Origin of the sequence: uncultured Aquimarina sp. (assembly GCF_947492115.1) — a bacterium.
Taxonomy (GTDB): Bacteria; Bacteroidota; Bacteroidia; order Flavobacteriales; family Flavobacteriaceae; genus Aquimarina.
Genome location: NZ_CANLMM010000005.1, coordinates 243,469 through 261,435 on the forward strand (window position 1 = coordinate 243,469; position 17,967 = coordinate 261,435).

General features: G+C 32.9%; 19 protein-coding genes. 11 read left to right on the forward strand and 8 right to left on the reverse strand.

Annotated features, from left to right (window positions below; translation table 11 throughout):
* Nucleotides 1-79: 79 nt before the first annotated feature.
* Nucleotides 80-238 (reverse strand): 50S ribosomal protein L34, encoded by a 159-nt coding sequence (gene rpmH / locus Q1A73_RS16575; protein ID WP_081414554.1) that lies wholly within the window; start codon nucleotides 236-238, stop codon nucleotides 80-82.
* A 171-nt stretch (nucleotides 239-409) separates the two neighbouring features.
* On the opposite strand from rpmH, the gene Q1A73_RS16580 reads away from it, so the two are divergent.
* From Q1A73_RS16580 to Q1A73_RS16590, 3 genes are all read left to right on the forward strand, one after another.
* Nucleotides 410-925, forward strand: coding sequence for a DUF2892 domain-containing protein (locus Q1A73_RS16580; protein ID WP_299607571.1), 516 nt, complete (start codon nucleotides 410-412; stop codon nucleotides 923-925).
* 148 nt (nucleotides 926-1,073) lie between these two features.
* Entirely contained in the window at nucleotides 1,074-1,913 is an 840-nt protein-coding gene (locus Q1A73_RS16585) for a redoxin domain-containing protein (RefSeq protein ID WP_299607574.1), read from the forward strand.
* 233 nt (nucleotides 1,914-2,146) lie between these two features.
* The gene (locus Q1A73_RS16590; protein ID WP_299607576.1) at nucleotides 2,147-3,289 is read left to right on the forward strand and encodes a glycerophosphodiester phosphodiesterase; all 1,143 of its coding nucleotides are present in this window, start codon (nucleotides 2,147-2,149) and stop codon (nucleotides 3,287-3,289) included.
* A 111-nt stretch (nucleotides 3,290-3,400) separates the two neighbouring features.
* Here the strand turns inward: Q1A73_RS16590 and Q1A73_RS16595 are convergent, their stop codons facing one another.
* The 3 genes from Q1A73_RS16595 to Q1A73_RS16605 all read right to left on the reverse strand — a co-directional run bounded on the left by Q1A73_RS16595 (nucleotide 3,401) and on the right by Q1A73_RS16605 (nucleotide 5,522).
* Entirely contained in the window at nucleotides 3,401-3,769 is a 369-nt protein-coding gene (locus Q1A73_RS16595) for a sulfite exporter TauE/SafE family protein (RefSeq protein WP_299607577.1), read from the reverse strand.
* Nucleotides 3,770-3,842: 73 nt separating this feature from the next.
* A complete protein-coding gene (locus Q1A73_RS16600; protein ID WP_299607579.1) occupies nucleotides 3,843-4,790 on the reverse strand; it encodes a lytic transglycosylase domain-containing protein in 948 nt (315 codons plus the stop codon).
* Nucleotides 4,791-4,862: 72 nt separating this feature from the next.
* Nucleotides 4,863-5,522: an alpha/beta hydrolase gene (locus tag Q1A73_RS16605; RefSeq protein WP_299607581.1), complete on the reverse strand. Its 660-nt coding sequence runs from the start codon at nucleotides 5,520-5,522 to the stop codon at nucleotides 4,863-4,865.
* A gap of 282 nt (nucleotides 5,523-5,804) precedes the next feature.
* On the opposite strand from Q1A73_RS16605, the gene Q1A73_RS16610 reads away from it, so the two are divergent.
* Complete coding sequence (locus Q1A73_RS16610) at nucleotides 5,805-6,107, forward strand: N-acetyltransferase (protein WP_299608094.1); 303 nt, start codon at nucleotides 5,805-5,807, stop codon at nucleotides 6,105-6,107.
* An 80-nt stretch (nucleotides 6,108-6,187) separates the two neighbouring features.
* On the opposite strand, the gene mtaB is transcribed toward Q1A73_RS16610, so the two are convergent.
* A complete protein-coding gene (mtaB, locus tag Q1A73_RS16615; RefSeq protein ID WP_299607583.1) occupies nucleotides 6,188-7,501 on the reverse strand; it encodes a tRNA (N(6)-L-threonylcarbamoyladenosine(37)-C(2))-methylthiotransferase MtaB in 1,314 nt (437 codons plus the stop codon).
* A 241-nt stretch (nucleotides 7,502-7,742) separates the two neighbouring features.
* On the opposite strand from mtaB, the gene Q1A73_RS16620 reads away from it, so the two are divergent.
* On the forward strand, nucleotides 7,743-9,263 hold the full coding sequence (locus tag Q1A73_RS16620; RefSeq protein WP_299607585.1) for an ABC transporter substrate-binding protein: 1,521 nt from the start codon (nucleotides 7,743-7,745) through the stop codon (nucleotides 9,261-9,263).
* A gap of 203 nt (nucleotides 9,264-9,466) precedes the next feature.
* A complete protein-coding gene (locus Q1A73_RS16625) occupies nucleotides 9,467-10,528 on the forward strand; it encodes a hypothetical protein (RefSeq protein ID WP_299607587.1) in 1,062 nt (353 codons plus the stop codon).
* Between the two features lie 97 nt (nucleotides 10,529-10,625).
* Here Q1A73_RS16625 and Q1A73_RS16630 read toward each other — a convergent pair whose 3' ends face one another.
* The 3 genes from Q1A73_RS16630 to Q1A73_RS16640 form a co-directional block, all read right to left on the reverse strand.
* Nucleotides 10,626-11,804, reverse strand: a complete 1,179-nt coding sequence (locus Q1A73_RS16630; RefSeq protein WP_299607589.1) for a GlmU family protein — start codon at nucleotides 11,802-11,804, stop codon at nucleotides 10,626-10,628.
* Between the two features lie 335 nt (nucleotides 11,805-12,139).
* Nucleotides 12,140-12,391, reverse strand: coding sequence for a type B 50S ribosomal protein L31 (locus tag Q1A73_RS16635; RefSeq protein ID WP_219008121.1), 252 nt, complete (start codon nucleotides 12,389-12,391; stop codon nucleotides 12,140-12,142).
* Between the two features lie 85 nt (nucleotides 12,392-12,476).
* On the reverse strand, nucleotides 12,477-12,953 hold the full coding sequence (locus tag Q1A73_RS16640; protein ID WP_299607592.1) for a hypothetical protein: 477 nt from the start codon (nucleotides 12,951-12,953) through the stop codon (nucleotides 12,477-12,479).
* A 194-nt stretch (nucleotides 12,954-13,147) separates the two neighbouring features.
* On the opposite strand from Q1A73_RS16640, the gene Q1A73_RS16645 reads away from it, so the two are divergent.
* The 5 genes from Q1A73_RS16645 (at nucleotide 13,148) to Q1A73_RS16665 (ending at nucleotide 17,948) form a co-directional block, all read left to right on the forward strand.
* Complete coding sequence (locus Q1A73_RS16645; RefSeq protein WP_299607594.1) at nucleotides 13,148-13,717, forward strand: DUF4199 domain-containing protein; 570 nt, start codon at nucleotides 13,148-13,150, stop codon at nucleotides 13,715-13,717.
* Nucleotides 13,718-13,860: 143 nt separating this feature from the next.
* Nucleotides 13,861-14,388, forward strand: a complete 528-nt coding sequence (locus tag Q1A73_RS16650) for a DUF4199 domain-containing protein (protein ID WP_299607596.1) — start codon at nucleotides 13,861-13,863, stop codon at nucleotides 14,386-14,388.
* A gap of 214 nt (nucleotides 14,389-14,602) precedes the next feature.
* Nucleotides 14,603-15,112 (forward strand): DUF4199 domain-containing protein, encoded by a 510-nt coding sequence (locus Q1A73_RS16655; protein ID WP_299607598.1) that lies wholly within the window; start codon nucleotides 14,603-14,605, stop codon nucleotides 15,110-15,112.
* On the forward strand, nucleotides 15,113-16,060 hold the full coding sequence (locus Q1A73_RS16660) for a glycosyltransferase family 2 protein (RefSeq protein WP_299607600.1): 948 nt from the start codon (nucleotides 15,113-15,115) through the stop codon (nucleotides 16,058-16,060).
* A gap of 157 nt (nucleotides 16,061-16,217) precedes the next feature.
* Complete coding sequence (locus tag Q1A73_RS16665) at nucleotides 16,218-17,948, forward strand: phospho-sugar mutase (RefSeq protein WP_299607602.1); 1,731 nt, start codon at nucleotides 16,218-16,220, stop codon at nucleotides 17,946-17,948.
* Nucleotides 17,949-17,967 lie beyond the last annotated feature (19 nt).

The following is a 17,967-nucleotide window of genomic DNA, read 5'->3' on the forward strand; positions in this document are numbered from 1 at the left end:
TTTATAGGTATTGACTAGATATAAAAAAAGGCGTTACTCCTAAAAGTAACACCTTAATATTTTTACTGCACTACAATCATTAGTGCTTATGTCTTAATTCAGAAGAAACAGATAGCTTTTTTCTACCTTTAGCTCTTCTACGAGCAAGGACCTTTCTACCATTAGCAGAAGCCATACGCTCTCTAAAACCGTGTTTGTTTTTTCTCTTTCTCTTCGATGGTTGAAACGTTCTTTTCATTGCTATCTCTCTTTATATATCTTCTTGAAATCTCTTTTTAAATACCTATTGGGCATCTCATCCCAAAACTGCGGGCAAATATACGAAGAGTTTTTACTTTCGCAAACCTAATTATCAAAATTTTTTAATTGTTTTTATTACCTTTGCCGCGATTAAAAAATAACGGATTTCATGTATAACAAAAATATTAAATTAGTAATAGCCGCATTAATTGTTGGAACTGCCATTTGGCAAATGATAGAAGGATATATTGGTAATGGGATCATGCTAATTTTACTAGCTTCAGTTTTTGTATTCTTATATTTTAAAAATGAACTAATCCTATTAGCTTTTCTAAGATTACGTAAACAAGATTTTCCTGGAGCAAAAAAATGGTTAGATAAAATCAAAAATCCAGAAAGTGCTTTAACAACAAAACAACAAGGATACTATAACTATCTTTTAGGGATCATGTTGTCTCAAACAAATATTACGCAAGCAGAAAAATATTTAAAGAAAGCAATCAAACTTGGTCTATCGATGAATCAGGATCTGGCAGTTGCTAAACTTAACCTAGCAGGAATTGCAATGACCAAACGCAGAAAGCGTGAAGCTCAAAATTTACTTACCGAAGCTAAAAAGTTAGATAAGCATGGTATGCTAAAAGAGCAAATCTCCATGATGAAACAACAAATGAAAAGAATTTAGGCACACTAATTGTACCTACAATTACGTTATCTATTAGTTTTAGGGGTGAAATAAATAGTGTACTGAAACCAAAAAATAACGTTTTACACTACGAAAACTGTTATTTTTAAAGACTTTATAGTACTTTAGCTATCGTAACAAGGTTGTAATGAAGAAAATATTAATTCTAGGAATACTCTTTTTGTGTATTGGAAATACTTTTGGACAAATCGGACAAACAGAAAGAAAAGTTCCTTTTTCCATAGCTGTTGCAGCTCATATCAAAAAATATAATCTCAAAAGTAATGAGGCATACAAAGACCAAGATCTGGAATATGCGCAATTCTTATTTGATTCTTTAGTTCAAAACCATCTGGTTGGAACCTATATGGACGATTTTAAAATGAGTCCATTAAAAGGAGAGCCTATCTCATTTAAAGAAATAGAAAAACCTATCTTCCTTATTACCTATGCTACTTGGTGTGTTCCTGGTATAGGAGAAATACCAGCACTAAATGACCTTGCTGATAAATTCCATGATCAAATTGATTTTATTGTCTTGTTTTGGGACACAAAAGAAAGATTAAAGGAGAAAGTAGGTGAATATAGTGAAAACATACAGCTTCTATATGTTAATGAGCTTACGAATCAAAACTCCTACATTATTAATAACCTAAAACATTCTTTAGGTTTTCCGATGATGTATTTTATGGATAACGAAAAGAAGTTATTGGATATTCGTAAAATTGTTACACATCACTCTAGTGAAACACTAAGCAACTCTTATACGATACACTATAACTCATTGTCCAAAGGTGTCTCTTTATTAATAGCAGATCTTGATGCTAAAGGTGAATTAGTCCCTAAAGCTGAAGAGGAAGAAAAGAAAAAGTCTAGAGAAAGAGGAGATACTCGTACCCAAGAAGAACGTGACATCGATGAAGAGTACGAACGCTATCGAAGAGAAAAAGACTCTTTAGAAAATCAAAGAAGAAGAGATAATAAATAAGAACATCCTTTTATCTCTTAATCCTTAATTATTATTAACCAAGATTACTATTATCTTTAATCAGATTATCAAGATGGATAATCATTGATAATCTTACCTCTTTATATAAGGTATTTATATCACATCTCTCAAAAATTTAACCTTAGTAGTATTAAAGTGATCGTAGTGTAACCTTAGTTTTACAATAAGCTAATTTAAGTTTCATTTATTGTGCGAAATTTAAAATTACAAAAATGAAAACTCTTAAACGTATTACACTATTATCATTAATCATTACAATGATTACTTCTTGTGACTTCATTGATGATTCCAGTGGTGATCCAGGATCTGGTGATGGTCAAAGACCTTTAATAATTGCTCATAGAGGTGCACAATCAGTTTTACCAGAACATACTTTAGAAGGATATGCCAAAGCTGCTGAATTGGATGCAGATTTTATCGAACCAGATTTAGTACTTACCAAAGATGGTCATTTAATTGCTCGTCATGAACCTTTTCTTTCTAGTACAACAAATGTTTCCGAACTTCCTGAGTTTGCTAATTTAAAAACCACTAAAAACTTAGATGGTAAAATGATCACTGATTGGTTTGCCTCAGATTTTACTCTTGCCCAAATCAAAACTCTTAAAGCAATACAACCGTTTAATGGAAGACCTACGGATTTTGACAACTTATTTGATATCCCAACTTTCGAGGAGATCATCTTACTGGCAAAAAAAGAATCTATTAAAAGAGGTAGAACTGTAGGTATCTATCCTGAGATTAAACATCCTTTATTTCATAATGAGATTTTTGGAATACATTTTATGGAAAACAAATTATTACAAGTGCTTTCTAAATATCATATAAATAGAAAAAGTGCTCCAGTATTTGTTCAGTGTTTTGAAGTAGAACCATTACAATATATCAATAACAAGTCTTCTGTAAAACTTGTACAATTAATTTCTACTTATAATATTAACAAGGATGGATCTTTAGACTACAATGTTCCTGTAGGAGACTTCATATCTTATGGTGCTCCTTTCGATTTTTACAGCAATGGAGATACTAGAACCTACGAATTTTTCACCACTAGAGAAGGAATGGAATTCACTGCTAGTTATGCAGATGGAATTGGTCCGTGGAAACCTTTCATCATTTCGTACAAAACAGAAGATTCTGGAGAGCTTACTTTATTACCTCCAACGGATTTTGTAACCTTAGCACATGAAAACAATTTATTAGTACACCCATATACCTTTCGTAATGAAAATACACAATGGAGTGCTGGTAACCCTGAAACAGAGTATCACTTATTTTTTGATGCAGGCGTAGACGGTCTTTTTACAGATTATACAGATGAAGCAGTTAATGCATTAGACACTTGGCAAAACTAATAAGTCAATACGTAGACCAAGAAATTATTCTATTTATATCAAAGCCTCTTTTTAATCAAAAAGAGGCTTTTTCATTGATATTAAAAAATTGTTTTAGTTTGAATAAAGGGTTTATTTTCCAAAAATCATTTTCAGTGCTACCAATAATAGTACACCACCGAATATTTTTTTTAGTATTGACTGATTAACAGAAATAGCCAATTTACTACCTAAGTAGCCACCTATAATAAACGTTATCGCAATAATAGCTGCAAATTTCCAATTTACATGTCCTGCTTTGTAGTAATTAAAAGCTGCTAATAGTGTTACAGGAACAGAAAGCACCGCTAAACTTGTACCTTGTGCTTGGTGCTGCGTAAAGCCAACCCATAAGATTAGAAGAGGTATCATGACAACACTCCCACCTATGCCCATAGTTCCACTAAGAAAACCCGCTAGTAGTCCAATTACCACTAACGAAATAATAGTCATTGTATCCATACCACAATTTTACAATAATTGTGGTAATCGTACATACATAAAACACGTAATTTTTATGGAAAAGCAATGAAGTTTATTGTCCCATTCCTGTTTTATAATATCCTTCTCTAGGAATTTTAATTAGATATTCCTTACCTGTTCCATTGTTCAGGTGTGTTTCGCGTAACCAAGGGTTATGCAATTTTAAAATTTTATAATTGATATTATATTTTGCTGCGAACTCGTTAAAATCTGCTATAGGCTCATCCACTAATACATTAAAAGTAGGAATATATTCATATAAGTCTTTTTGACTAAAATTAAACCCATACTTCTTAGGATTGCTAAGAATTTCTTTTACCGCAGCAATTCTAAACACATATCTTCCTGTTTCTTGTCCTAATAAAAGATCATAATATGAAGTTGCTTTTTGTCGCTGTAATTGCTTGTTTATCCCAGCAGGACCAGCATTATATGCTGCTGCAGCTAGTGTCCAGCTACCAAAACGCTCTTTTGCATTTTTTAAATACTTACAGGCAACTCTAGTAGATTTTTCTATATGATAACGCTCGTCTACATTATTATTCACTTCTAGACCATATTCTTTTCCAGTTGTCTTTAGAATTTGCCAGAAACCAGTAGCTCTCGCTGGAGAAACAGCTTGTGTTAAACTACTTTCGATTACAGCAAGATATTTAAAATCATCAGGAACTCCTTCTTCTTTTAAAATCGGTTCTATAATCGGAAAATATTTATTAGCTCTTTTAAAAAGCAACAAACCGTTAGATTGCCAGTAGGTATTTACTAACAGCTCTCTATCCATTCGCTCTCGAATATCAGGGTTTTCAACCGGAACTAACTCACCAGCGAAATTGATATTCTCAGGCATAGGTACAGCATAGACATTGTAGTCATTAATCAACTTTTCTTCTAAAAGTTCTTGCGCAATTGGTTTTTGAGGTTCTTCTTGGGTGGCGTTAACCAAAATACTAAAGGTAAATAGCGCACCTAAAAAAATCAGCATTTTTCTAATCATCTTCATGTTTAAGTAGGTTTTATAGGGGAAATACTTTCTAAGTTTCCAAAATAATGTAAAATATTGGAATATCGGCAATTAATTCTCAATAATTTCAGGTAAATGCTTATTAAACCACCTTGCACGGTTAATAATCATGACATGAGTACCTTTTTCTACTGTTATACAGCTATCTACATACGAAATAGGAAAAACAATATCTTTATCTCCATGGATGTGAACTATCCCATCAATAGATTCTTCCTGATCCCAGCATACTATTTTTTCTATGGCCCAATCTAAATACGTTTTATCATTTACAGATAAATACTTTTGATACATCGCTGCTCTTTTTTTGGCGAAGTCTCCAAAAGCTAGTTTTTCCCAATTATCAATTTTAGAAACCAAAGAAGTAGGCATTAATTTATACGCCTTAGTCTTGCGAACAATATGCATTCGTTTAGGTAATTCGTACTTGTTTTTAACACTCGAAATAATTATTAATTTCTTTAATTTCAAATACTTACTCATTTCCTGAACCATAATCCCTCCAAAAGAAACACCAATTAGCACACAATTTTCATGCTCAATCTCTTCGCACATTCGCTTGGCATACGCTTCTATCGATTCATTTTTATCCGGAATCTTCCAAGGAAGTGTATGAGTTTGATAAGATACCTCAGGTAATTTTATAAATTCAAAAATGGATACATCTGCAGCCATGCCAGGAACGAAATAAACATGGGTAACTTCCTTCATACTAGGTATTTTAACAGTGATTTATCAGTTTAAAGTTCTAATTTTCTTATCTTTGCAGCTCAAAACTATAGTAATACTTTATCAGAAAAAAGTAAACAGGGTATTAAATTATTGTAAAAGGAAAAAAATAGACTAACAAATCTTAGTTAGGCTTGTTACAAATTAACAAAATTTCATCCAACTTTTACATGGTTTTTATGCTATTTTAATTTTCTAAAAAGCAGCTATAGCTTTTGAAAATCTTTTAATTTTTTAAATAGTAAATTAAAACATATGGAGAACATGAGCGATGTCGAATTAGAGATAGTAGACAATGAATTTCTAAGACAATTCGAAACTACTATTGAAGGTCAGAAATCAAAGATCGAGTATGCTCAACAAGAGAGAAAAATATTCCTAACCAAGCTTGTAATGAGCGAAGAGCAAATAGAAAAGGGATATTCAGAAGATTTTATAGTAGCTGTTTTTAATATTATCGAAGAGCGTAATATTAGACTTGTTCCTACGAGCCCTATCATCGCTAAGTTTATGCGAAAGAATAGAAGAAAATACAAAGATTTACTTCCTGTTGGCATTAATATATAGTCGCTCTAAGTAAATTAGAAAAAGTAAAGCCTGCTAATCAGCAGGCTTTTTATTTTAATAGAATCATTGTAAGATTGCTTTTATAGTAGTAAATCAAAACGCACCATCCCATCATCATCAATATGCGTCAATTTTACCTTTCGCAAGGTATTTACATAAGAAGGATCCCAAGGCATTTTTACTTTTACATAATTCTCTGTAAAACCATGAATATACCCTTCTTTATTCTCAGATTCGAATAAGACTGTTCGCTCCGTTCCAATCTGACTCTCATAGAAAGCTCTTCTCTTCTTTACAGAAAGCCCTCGTAACATCTTACTCCTCTTTTTTCGTATGTTCTGTGGCACTACTCCATCCAAGGAAGCTGCCACCGTATTTTCTCTTTCAGAATAGGTAAAAACATGTAAATACGATATATCCAGTTCTGATAAAAAGTTATAGGTATCTAAAAAATAATCATCTGTTTCTCCCGGAAAACCAACAATAACATCAACTCCAATGCAAGCATGTGGCATAACCTCTTTGATCTTTTTTACGCGATCTACATATAAATCACTCAAATATCTGCGTCGCATCATTTTTAACACCTCATCACTTCCTGATTGTAAAGGAATATGAAAATGAGGAACAAAAGTTCTCGACTGAGAAACAAAATCTATCGTTTCATTTTTTAACAAGTTCGGTTCTATTGAAGAAATTCGCAAACGCTCTATACCATCAACGTCATCCAAGGCTTGAACTAGTTCAAAAAAGGTATGCTCATGTTTTTTGTTTCCGAATTCCCCTTTTCCATAATCACCAATATTTACTCCGGTAAGAACAATCTCTTTGATTCCTTGTTCTGAAATCTCCTTTGCATTCTTCAATACATTTTCTAAAGTATCACTTCTAGAGATTCCTCTAGCCAAAGGAATTGTACAATAGGTACATTTATAATCACACCCATCTTGCACTTTTAAAAAAGCACGGGTTCGATCCCCTATCGAATAACTTCCTACATAAAAATCTGCTTCTTCTATCTCGCAAGAATGGATTTCTCCAAACTCGTTTTTCGATAAATCATTGATATAATCGGTGATTTTAAATTTTTCTGTGGCACCCAATACCAAATCAACACCATCAACCGCTACGAGTTCCTCTGGCTTCAATTGCGCATAGCAACCTACTGCTGCCACAAAAGCATCCGGATTAGACTTTTGTGCCTGCTTTACAATGGTTTTAAATCTTTTATCAGCATTTTCAGTAACAGAACATGTATTGATTACATAAATATCTGCATTCTCGGAAAAATCTACACGATCAAAGCCTTCATTCGTAAAACTTCGGGCAATGGTAGAGGTTTCCGAAAAATTCAGTTTACAACCTAAGGTATAAAAAGCAACTTTTTTTCTCATCAACATTTATAAAGTCATTTCCACAGGGAAAGAAATCTATTTATATTTACACTGGTTTTTAATCCATGATTCCAACTTTTGTTAGCATCCTAATTAAAAGCCGTCAAAGATACCAACAATAATTCGTTTACTAAAATTGAAAATCAACCAATTAACTTCTTTAACTAACTATTTTGTAGCAGTTTACTTTTGCCTTCTTTGTATTTCTTGTAAAGAGACTAACAATAAGAATAAAGAACATTTGATATTTCGCTATAACGAATATTCTAATATCCAAACCTTAGACCCCGCTTTTGCCAGAAATCCACCCATTATCTGGACTACAAATCAACTATTTAACAGCTTAGTACAACTTGATGACTCATTGCACGTACAACCTGATATTGCCAAACACTGGAATATTAGTGATGACAACCTAACATACACCTTCTTTTTAAGAAATGATGTAAAATTTCATAAACATCCAGAGTTCAAAACAACAGACAGTACCAGAATTGTGGTCGCCAAAGATTTTGAATACAGCTTCAATCGTCTTATAGATCCAAAAGTAGCTTCTCCAGGAAATTGGGTTTTAAAAAATGTCGAAAAATATAAAGCTATTAACGATACTACCTTTCAGATTAAATTAAAAAAACCGTTTCCCGCATTTCTTGGCTTAATGAGCATGCGCTACTGTTCTGTAGTACCTAAGGAAATTGTGGAATTTTACGGAAGTGATTTTAGAGCTAACCCTATTGGCACGGGTCCGTTTAAATTCAAATTATGGGAAGAAAATATCAAACTCGTTCTTCGTAAAAACGAATTGTATTTTGAAAAAGACGCAACTGGAAAACAACTACCCTATCTTGAAGCTATCGCTGTAACTTTTTTACCAGACAAACAAACCGAATTTTTACAATTTGCAAAAGGAAAGATTGATTTCCTAAATAGTTTGGATGCTTCTTATAAAGATGAATTATTAACACCTAGTGGTAAGTTAAGAGAAAAATTCAAGGATAAGATTACATTTACCAAAAGCCCTTATTTAAATTCTGAATATCTGGGATTTTATCTGGATGGTGAAAATGACGAAGTAAAATCAGAACTCATCAGAAAGGCCATTAATTATGGTTTTGATCGACAAAAAATGATCACCTATCTCAAAAACGGAGTTGGAACACCTGCTAACAGTGGCTTCATACCAAACGGATTACCAGGATACAACCAACAAAAAGGATATACGTATCATCCTGAAAAGTCAGAGAAATTGATTAAAGAATACATACGAATAAGTGGAAATAAAACTCCTACCATAAGGATTGCTACGGATAACAATTACCAAAGCTTATTTGAATTTATCCAGCGAGAAATGGAGAAAGTAGGACTTACTGTTGTTGTAGATGTTATGACACCTGCTACCATTCGAAAAAAGAAATGGAGTGGTGAATTGGATACATTTAGAGCCAGTTGGATTGCCGATTATCCAGATGCCGAAAACTTCTTATCCCCTTTTTACAGCAAAAACTTTACACCAAATGGCCCTAATTATACACATTTTAAAAACGAGACTTTTGATCAATTATATGAGCAAAGTTTTTCTGTAACCGATCCAAAAACACGAGAGCAACTATATATAAAAATGGATTCTATTGTGATTGCCCACGCACCTATTGTACCTTTATATTATGATCAGGCTACACGATTTGTTCAAAAAAATGTGAAGGGACTTACCAATAATCCACAAAACTTCTTGGTGTTAAAACGAGTTTGGAAAGAAAAATAGATTCCAAAAAATCATCAAAGCAAGAAAATTAACTTTTTATCGATAAAAACGGTATTTTATCGGTTAATTTTCCCTATATTCGGCATCGATTAATTTTAATTAACCTAAATCTTTTAGAATTAACTATTGAAATTGGAGTATCAAAAACTCCAACGTTCTTTGGTAAATTTTATCTGACACTTAACATCTAAAACAAACAACAAATGAAAAAAACCTATCTATTTGCCATGGCTTCCTTGTTTTTGGCCGCAGTATCCTGTAGTGATGATGACTCCAATAATGGACCAGGAATCGTAACAGTAACTCCTGACCCTACTGAAGAAATCTCATTAAATCCTGATGATGTTTCTGACGGAATTATCATTACTAATGGTACTAGAGTTCCTGGAGATGCTCCAACACCAACAGGAACATTACCGTTTAGCCTAAGTACAACATCACAATCTGGTTTTCAGAAAAATGGTTTTGATATCAGTTTTACTGCTCCTACAAATTATGCAGGAGCCTACATTCAGGTACAATCTACAGATGGAACAATGGCAGATGAATACTGGAATGTTACTGGACCTAATAGATCTAATAGTAAAGCAAAGACATTATTTGGTAAATCTAAAAATCAATCCAAAAATCAGGATGTTGAAATTGATGTAGATTTTGAAGATACTGTATCACCAGGTACCTTTTGCTATCTAATCTGTATCTATGATACTGATGGGAATATTAGTGCACCTGTAGAAGTATGTGTAGAAGTTGAAGCTTGGGGAGGAAACCCAAATTTAGTTGGTACTTGGAATCTTACTAAAGAAGAAGTTACTTATGGAGGAGAAACAGACACCGATATTGTCGGTGAAGAAACTTGTGATTCTAGCACAGTTACCTGTAACAATGATACTAGTTTAACCATAGACGATGCGTATTGTTACACTATCAATTTAGCTAAAATCACGTTTAATGCAGACGGAACACTATCCGAAACATTTAATGAGTCTTACAGAGACTATAACTATTCAGCAACTATAGAAAATTGCCAAGCTTCATATTTTGACTCTCAAGAGTATGATTATGCTGCCACTGGATATTGGGCATATGATGAAGAAGAATCTAGCCTAACGCTAGTTATTTTTAACGAAACAACAAATGGAGATCCTGCAACATATGAAAACGGTGACGCTTATTCCGTTACTTTAGAAGAAGTTACTAGCTCAACATTTACAGTAAATGATCCTGGAGAAGAAGCTATAAAGTCTTTCTTTACTAGACAATAAAAAAGAAATAGCACTATTTAAAAGTGTATCTTAGTTTATATAAAAAGGGTAGTAAGAAAACTTACTACCCTTTTTCGTTTTATAACTTACTAAGGTTTTACTCATAACTCTTTCGCCAGGTTTTCGTTTCTTCGAAAACATGCTCCAAGATTTTTTGATCTGTCTCAGTAAAATCTATTTTACGTCTTGCCATCACCACTTTTGCTACCTCAAAAGCTTTTTTGGTTAAGTAGCTAGAGAACCCGTTACTTCCTCCCCAACTATAACTAGGTACAAAATTACGAGGAAAACCACTTCCGAAAATATTAGCATTTACTCCTACTACAGTTCCGGTATTAAACATGGTATTGATACCGCATTTAGAATGATCTCCCATCATTAATCCACAAAATTGCAATCCAGTTTTTGCAAATCCTTCGGTTTCATAACTCCACAATCGTACTGGAGCATAATTATTTTTAAGGTTTGATGTATTGGTATCTGCTCCTAAATTACACCATTCTCCAAGTACTGTGTTCCCGATAAATCCATCATGTCCTTTATTCGAATATCCAAATATTACAGAATTACTCACCTCTCCTCCTATTTTAGAAAACGGCCCTACTGTGGTACCACCATATATCTTAGCTCCCATTTTAATCGTCCCATGATCACACAAGGCAAAAGGCCCTCTTATTAAGCTACCCTCCATAATCTCCGCATCCTTACCAATATAAATAGGTCCATTAGAAGCATTTAAGGTAACAAATGCTAGCTTTGCTCCTTCCTCGATAAATATATTCTCTGGTGCAATTACCTGAACGCTATCTGGAATGGGTTCACTGGTTCGATCCTCAGTAAGCAATGTAAAATCTTCTTTGATTGCTTCTTCATTTTTAGAAAAAATATCCCACGTATTTTTTACCGTTAATACCTCATAACTATATTGAATCACGTCATAGGTATCAAAATCTACTTCCTGATCTTCTTTGGTATAAAAAGCTATCGGTTCATCTTCAAAAAAGATAGCTTGCTCTGGCTGTAAGTTCTGAATCATTACCACCAAATTTTTTGTTGGTAGAAACGAAGCATTGATCATTACATTTTCTTCGACTTCTACCATTGGATATTTTTCACTTAGGTAATCTTCAGTAACAGTAGAAGTAGTATATCCTAGATATTTTTCCCACTTTTCTCGAATGGTTAAAACTCCGATTCTAATATCTGCAACAGGACGCGTATAGGTAAATGGCAATAATGCATTTCTGGAAGCCCCATCAAAAAGAATATAGTTCATGGTTATGTATATAATATGTTTGTTCTTATTGGTTTTGTATTAATATTTGTTTTGTTCATCTAAGCTTCCTTCATAGGCGAACAAGTGTCGAAGATCAAAAAAACATTTTAATGAGTCCATAATCCGATATATTTTATCCATAACTTCATGTCATCCTGAATTTGTCGAAGGAAATATAACCTACAATTGGCTCCGACAGGCTCAGTGTGACATTTATTGTTTCAAAATATCTTCCGCCACCCACTTTCATAATTCGGAATCAAAAATACGCTAACGTATAAAAACAAAAAAGCCTTTCGATAAAGAAAGGCTTTCTGTTTGTTGTATTTACTAAATTACTTTTTGAATTTAGCATATTTGTTTTTGAACTTGTCAATACGTCCTGCAGTATCGATAAGTTTAGACTTACCTGTGTAAAAAGGATGAGAAGTTCTTGAAATTTCTAATTTCACTAACGGATACTCAACACCATCTACTTCAAGTGTTTCTTTAGTATTCGCAGTAGATTTAGTAATAAAAACCTCATCATTGGACATGTCCTTAAAGGCAACTAGTCTATAATTTTCTGGGTGAATATCTTTTCTCATGGTTATATCTTATCATTTTCGAGGTGCAAATGTAAGTATTTTTTATAAAATAGCAAGATGAAAAATTATAAAATATTAAAAACACTTAATTTATAACCTCACAAATTAGATCAGATAAAAAATGCCATAGAATATTTGTATTATTAGCTTCCGTTGCAGCTGCACAGTCATGACCATCTTCCTCCGATTTACCAACATTCATTGATTTGATACCATCGTAATATTCAATCACTATTACTCTTAGCTCTTCCTTTGATAAATTCATCTCAGAAACCAAATAATACAACTCCACGAATTCAGGAGTTTGTTGGCTTAAAAACTCTTGTTCTTGCAATTTTAATTCTTCCTCAGAATAATTAGAAGTATTTTTAGATCTTGATTTTATTTCTTCTATAAATTTTTTATAACTATCAGAAGGTTGAATTTCTTCAGCAAAAGTTTTTATCAAACTTTTTACTTTTAGGTCTTTTTCTTGTTCTGATAATTGAGTATTTTCATCTACAGAACAAGCAGTAAATAACACAAGCATAAAACTTGCTAGATAAAGTAATTTTGTTTTCATATTACCATATTTTGGGAGTTAAAGAGCTAAAAAAACGGCTAAAGTGCATCTTACCTTTTATTATGTTTGACTTGTAAAAAACAACAAAAAAGATGGTTTACCCGTAATTTTACAACGTAAATATAGTCTTTTTTCATCAATTATTGGTCTAAAAAACAGAAAATAACTCTCTTGTTATTAACATTTTACTATATTTGAAGGGAGAAAACAGTATAACAACCCAAAATAGCGCAATGAAGAGTAAGAGTATTCCTATAAAAAAATATATTATAAAATATGGTGTTTTTCTAGGATTTTCTATTGTTATATACAGCCTAGTTAATTATGCAATCGGTAATTACACAACAAAAAGCATATTCCACTATTTCATACTTCTTTTGATTACAGTAATCAGCATAATAGCGGGTCTAATTTCTTTCAAAAGAAAAAACAATAATTTCATTGACCTGATGGAGGCTATAAAAATTGGGATTGGAATAACGGTAATAGGCGGGTTAATAGTTACCTTTTGGGAAATTATTGTACTTAAAATAATTGATCCTGAAATCATTACTCAACTAGAAGGTAATCAAATAAAAAAAATAGCCGAAAAATCTAAAGATTTTTCTCAAGAAAATATTGATCGAAAAATAGCTATAACTCAAAAGTTTACTTCACCTTGGATAATGTTAATTACCGCTTTAATAGAAGATATCATTGTTGGTTTTTTCTTATCCCTTCTTGTTGGTCTAGTTATTCGAAAAAAAAGAGATCCTTTTAAATAAAAACCGACTAATTGCTTGTTTTTTATCTAGCAATTTCTTTATTACTTTTCTATCCTCTCCAATCTTTTTTGATTAAAAATGTAACAAATCATTACATTTGTGTACTTATGTGTTATATCTAAATAACCAAAAATTTTATACATATGGAAAAATCTGTTAAATCAAGTGGTGTATCCCAAGGAATTATAATTGGAGTAATACTGTCACTCATTACCGTTATCGGATACGCTGCTTATCAAGATTTATTCACTAAATGGTGGATGGTATTTATACAACTAGGAATACCTGTTACTTTTGGAATAATTGCTGGTGTAAAAGCAAGAAAACTATTGGGTGGATTTATTTCTTTTAAATCCGCTTTTACGGCATACCTTATTGCAGTAGCTATAGGAACTCTAACCTCCATGCTGATCAGTATTGTTATTTTTAACTTTGTGGATCCAGATGCAGCACTTGCTATCAAAGAGAAGTCCATTGAGGTAACTGTAGCAATGATGGAAAGATTTGGTACACCACAAGAAGCAATTGAGCAATCCATTACAGAATTAGAAAAACAAGATACTTTTGGTATCGGCACACAAATTAAAGGATGGTTCATTTGGATGGTAGTGTATATCATTGTAGGATTATTAGCTTGTCTTGCAGTTAAAAAGAAAGAACCTCTGTACTAAAAAAATTATATTCTTTAAAAAGACTGTCTAAAAAGTATTAGAAAGCTTGTATTGTCAGTCTGAGCCTGTCGAAGACAAATTAAAAGTCTAGATATTAAAACTTCGACAAGCTCAGTTTGACACCGAAAAGCAACTTTTTAGATAGTCTTTTTTTATGCAATGTTCTTAAGATGGAATACCTATATTTGTCAACCAAATCATTTTAATACGATTTATGGAGGTTTCTCAGAAAAATTTTCTCTCATATATTGTTGGTGTAGCTATCATATCAGGAATTGCCAGAGTTGCTTTAGATTATCTATTCAGAATACTAGAACTCTCTCCTATTGCCTACTACCTTACTTTTATACTCGCGTTTATATTAGAGATATATATTATTGTTTTTGTTATCAAGAAATATAAAAAGCTAAAAAACCCATTAACGATTGTTGACGCACTTAAAACAGGTATTATCATAATGGGAGTGATTGGACTTTTGTATTGTACAATGGCTTATATATATGATATGTATATAGATCCAGATTTTCAGACAAATATGACATTACGATTTACGGAGCAATTTAGTCCTGATCAGTTAGAGCAAACAAAACAGAATCTGGCCAATCAAGATCGCAGTAAGTCGTATTTTGGAGTAATTATGTATACCATCTGGTTTGTATTTTTAGGAACAGTGATTTCTTTAATCGCTGGATCAGTTTACAAAACAAAAGAAGCATCAAAATAAATGGATATTTCTGTAGTAATACCCTTATTAAACGAACAAGAATCTCTTACAGAACTATATCAGTGGATTGTAAAAGTGATGCGCAAGCATTCCTATTCCTACGAGATTTTATTTATCGATGATGGTAGTACTGATGGTTCCTGGAATACTATACAAACCTTATCAAAAGAAGATCCTAATGTAAAAGGAATACAGTTTTTACGAAACTATGGGAAGTCCCAAGCACTCCATGCAGGTTTTGAAGCCGCGAATGGAGAAGTAGTCATCACCATGGATGCAGATTTACAAGACAATCCAGAGGAAATCCCAGAATTATATGATCTAATCACAAAAGAAGGATACGATCTAATCTCTGGTTGGAAAAAGAAACGTTACGATTCTGTAATTGCTAAAAATCTGCCTTCTAAACTTTTTAATGCTGCTGCCAGAAAAACATCGGGATTAAAACTACACGATTTTAACTGTGGACTAAAAGCCTACAAAAAAGATGTTGTAAAACATGTTGATGTTCATGGCGAAATGCATCGTTATATTCCTGTATTAGCAAAGAATGCTGGTTTTAATAAAATTGGTGAAAAAGTAGTCCTACACCAAGCCAGAAAATATGGTAAAACAAAATTCGGGATGAATCGTTTTGTCAATGGGTTCTTAGATCTCATAACGATCTGGTTTATGTCACGTTTTGGCAAAAGACCGATGCATTTCTTTGGATTAATAGGAACTATATTATTCATTATTGGTTTCTGTTTTTCATTATACTTAGGAATCGACAAATTATTTATTGCGAAAAAAGGAAGGCTTATTGCCCAACGACCAGAATTTTATATCGCGTTAACAGCAATGATTTTGGGAACTCAGTTTTTCTTAGCTGGTTTTCTGGGAGAGATAATGCTTACCAGCAAAAGAACCAAAGAACGATATCATATTTCCGAAAAAATTCACCTTTAGAACCGTATGAAAATACTGGTATCATTAAAATTACAGGTGACAAATTGAGGATTTTTTAATATACTAATATATAACCAAAGTTTAACCAAATACGACCTTTTCTAAGTACCCCACAAACGAAAATTAAATAGTATTTTTGTTACTAAAACCTAGAAACATGCAAATATCAGACACCTCACTACAAACCAGAATTGAAGAGTGGTTATCACCAGTTTTTGACCAGCAAACTCAAGAAGAAATCACCAACTTACAAAAGCAAGATGCAGAAGCATTAAAAGAAAGCTTTTATAAAGATCTGGAATTTGGAACCGGTGGTATGCGTGGTGTGATGGGTGTGGGAACCAATCGCATTAATAAATATACTTTAGGAAAAAGTACACAAGGATTAAGCAATTACCTAAAAAAAGTATTTGCTGGTGAAGAAATTAAAACAGTAATTGCTTATGATTGCCGTAATAATAGTGATACCCTTGCAGAAGTGGTTGCCAATGTATTCTCTGCTAATGGCATTAAAGTATATCTTTTCTCTAGCTTACGACCTACTCCAGAACTTTCGTATGCCGTAAAGGAATTGGGATGTCATTGTGGTATCGTATTAACAGCTAGCCATAATCCACCAGAGTATAATGGATATAAAGTATATTGGCAAGATGGAGGTCAGTTGGTACCACCACAAGATGGTGAAATCATTGCAGAAATCAATTCTCTGAATTATGCAGATATTCAGTTTGACACAAATTCAGATCTTATTCAAAAGATCGATACAGAAATCGATGTTCCTTTTATAGAAAATAGTGTAAAAAATGGAAGTTTTGCTGCTGATCAGGAGGCAAAAGACAATACCACGATTGTGTTTACTTCTTTGCATGGCACATCTATTACTGCTGTTCCGGATACTTTGAAAAAGGCTGGATATAAAAATGTACATATTGTAAAGGAACAAGAAGTACCTGATGGAAATTTTCCGACAGTAAAATCTCCGAATCCCGAAGAACCAGAGGCATTAGCGATGGCGATGGAGTTAGCAAATAAAGTAGACGCAGACATTGTTATCGGTACAGATCCTGATTGTGATCGTTTAGGGATTGCCGTTAGAAATACTGCTGGAGAATTGCAATTGCTCAATGGAAATCAAACCATGATTGTAATGACCTGGTTTTTATTGAAGTATTATAAAGAAAAAGGATTGCTAAAAGGTAATGAATTTATCGCATCTACCATTGTATCTACACCTATGATGAAAAATCTTGCTGAAGCCTACGATGTATCATATATGGAAGTACTTACAGGATTTAAGTGGATCGCAAAATTGATCAAAGATTTTCCTGAAAAGCATTTTATTGGAGGTGGTGAAGAGAGTTTTGGGTATATGGTTGGAGATTTTGTGCGCGATAAAGATGCAGTTACCTCTACTCTATTAGCTTGTGAAATTGTAGCATACACAAAAGCAAATGGAAGTTCTTTCTATGAAGAACTGTTAAATCTATATGTGGAGCATGGTTTTTATAAAGAAAATCTGGTTTCACTAGTCAAAAAAGGAATTAAAGGAGCTGAAGAGATTAAGCAGACCATGATCGATCTTAGAAACAATCCTCCTACTCATGTAAACAATGAGAAAATCGTTCTTATTGAAGATTACCAGACAAGTATTGCAACGAATGTTTTGGATAGAACAGAAAAGGCAATCGACATTCCAAAATCCAATGTATTAATTTTTTATACAGAAGCTGGAAGTAAGATAGCAGCAAGACCAAGTGGTACCGAACCTAAGATTAAGTTCTATATGAGTGTACAAGAAACGCTTGACGATTTGTCAGCTTTTGATACTGTGGAACAAAAACTGAATACTAAAATAGCAACCATCAAAAAAGATTTACAAATAAATTAACGACGGTATTTATCGTCTC

Coding starts and splice junctions, on each gene's coding strand:
- rpmH (WP_081414554.1), bottom strand. CDS start 238: ATGAAAAGAACGTTTCAACCATCGAAGAGAAAGAGAAAAAACAAACAC.
- Q1A73_RS16580 (WP_299607571.1), top strand. CDS start 410: ATGTATAACAAAAATATTAAATTAGTAATAGCCGCATTAATTGTTGGA.
- Q1A73_RS16585 (WP_299607574.1), top strand. CDS start 1,074: ATGAAGAAAATATTAATTCTAGGAATACTCTTTTTGTGTATTGGAAAT.
- Q1A73_RS16590 (WP_299607576.1), top strand. CDS start 2,147: ATGAAAACTCTTAAACGTATTACACTATTATCATTAATCATTACAATG.
- Q1A73_RS16595 (WP_299607577.1), bottom strand. CDS start 3,769: ATGGATACAATGACTATTATTTCGTTAGTGGTAATTGGACTACTAGCG.
- Q1A73_RS16600 (WP_299607579.1), bottom strand. CDS start 4,790: ATGAAGATGATTAGAAAAATGCTGATTTTTTTAGGTGCGCTATTTACC.
- Q1A73_RS16605 (WP_299607581.1), bottom strand. CDS start 5,522: ATGAAGGAAGTTACCCATGTTTATTTCGTTCCTGGCATGGCTGCAGAT.
- Q1A73_RS16610 (WP_299608094.1), top strand. CDS start 5,805: ATGAGCGATGTCGAATTAGAGATAGTAGACAATGAATTTCTAAGACAA.
- mtaB (WP_299607583.1), bottom strand. CDS start 7,501: ATGAGAAAAAAAGTTGCTTTTTATACCTTAGGTTGTAAACTGAATTTT.
- Q1A73_RS16625 (WP_299607587.1), top strand. CDS start 9,467: ATGAAAAAAACCTATCTATTTGCCATGGCTTCCTTGTTTTTGGCCGCA.
- Q1A73_RS16630 (WP_299607589.1), bottom strand. CDS start 11,804: ATGAACTATATTCTTTTTGATGGGGCTTCCAGAAATGCATTATTGCCA.
- Q1A73_RS16635 (WP_219008121.1), bottom strand. CDS start 12,391: ATGAGAAAAGATATTCACCCAGAAAATTATAGACTAGTTGCCTTTAAG.
- Q1A73_RS16640 (WP_299607592.1), bottom strand. CDS start 12,953: ATGAAAACAAAATTACTTTATCTAGCAAGTTTTATGCTTGTGTTATTT.
- Q1A73_RS16650 (WP_299607596.1), top strand. CDS start 13,861: ATGGAAAAATCTGTTAAATCAAGTGGTGTATCCCAAGGAATTATAATT.
- Q1A73_RS16655 (WP_299607598.1), top strand. CDS start 14,603: ATGGAGGTTTCTCAGAAAAATTTTCTCTCATATATTGTTGGTGTAGCT.
- Q1A73_RS16660 (WP_299607600.1), top strand. CDS start 15,113: ATGGATATTTCTGTAGTAATACCCTTATTAAACGAACAAGAATCTCTT.
- Q1A73_RS16665 (WP_299607602.1), top strand. CDS start 16,218: ATGCAAATATCAGACACCTCACTACAAACCAGAATTGAAGAGTGGTTA.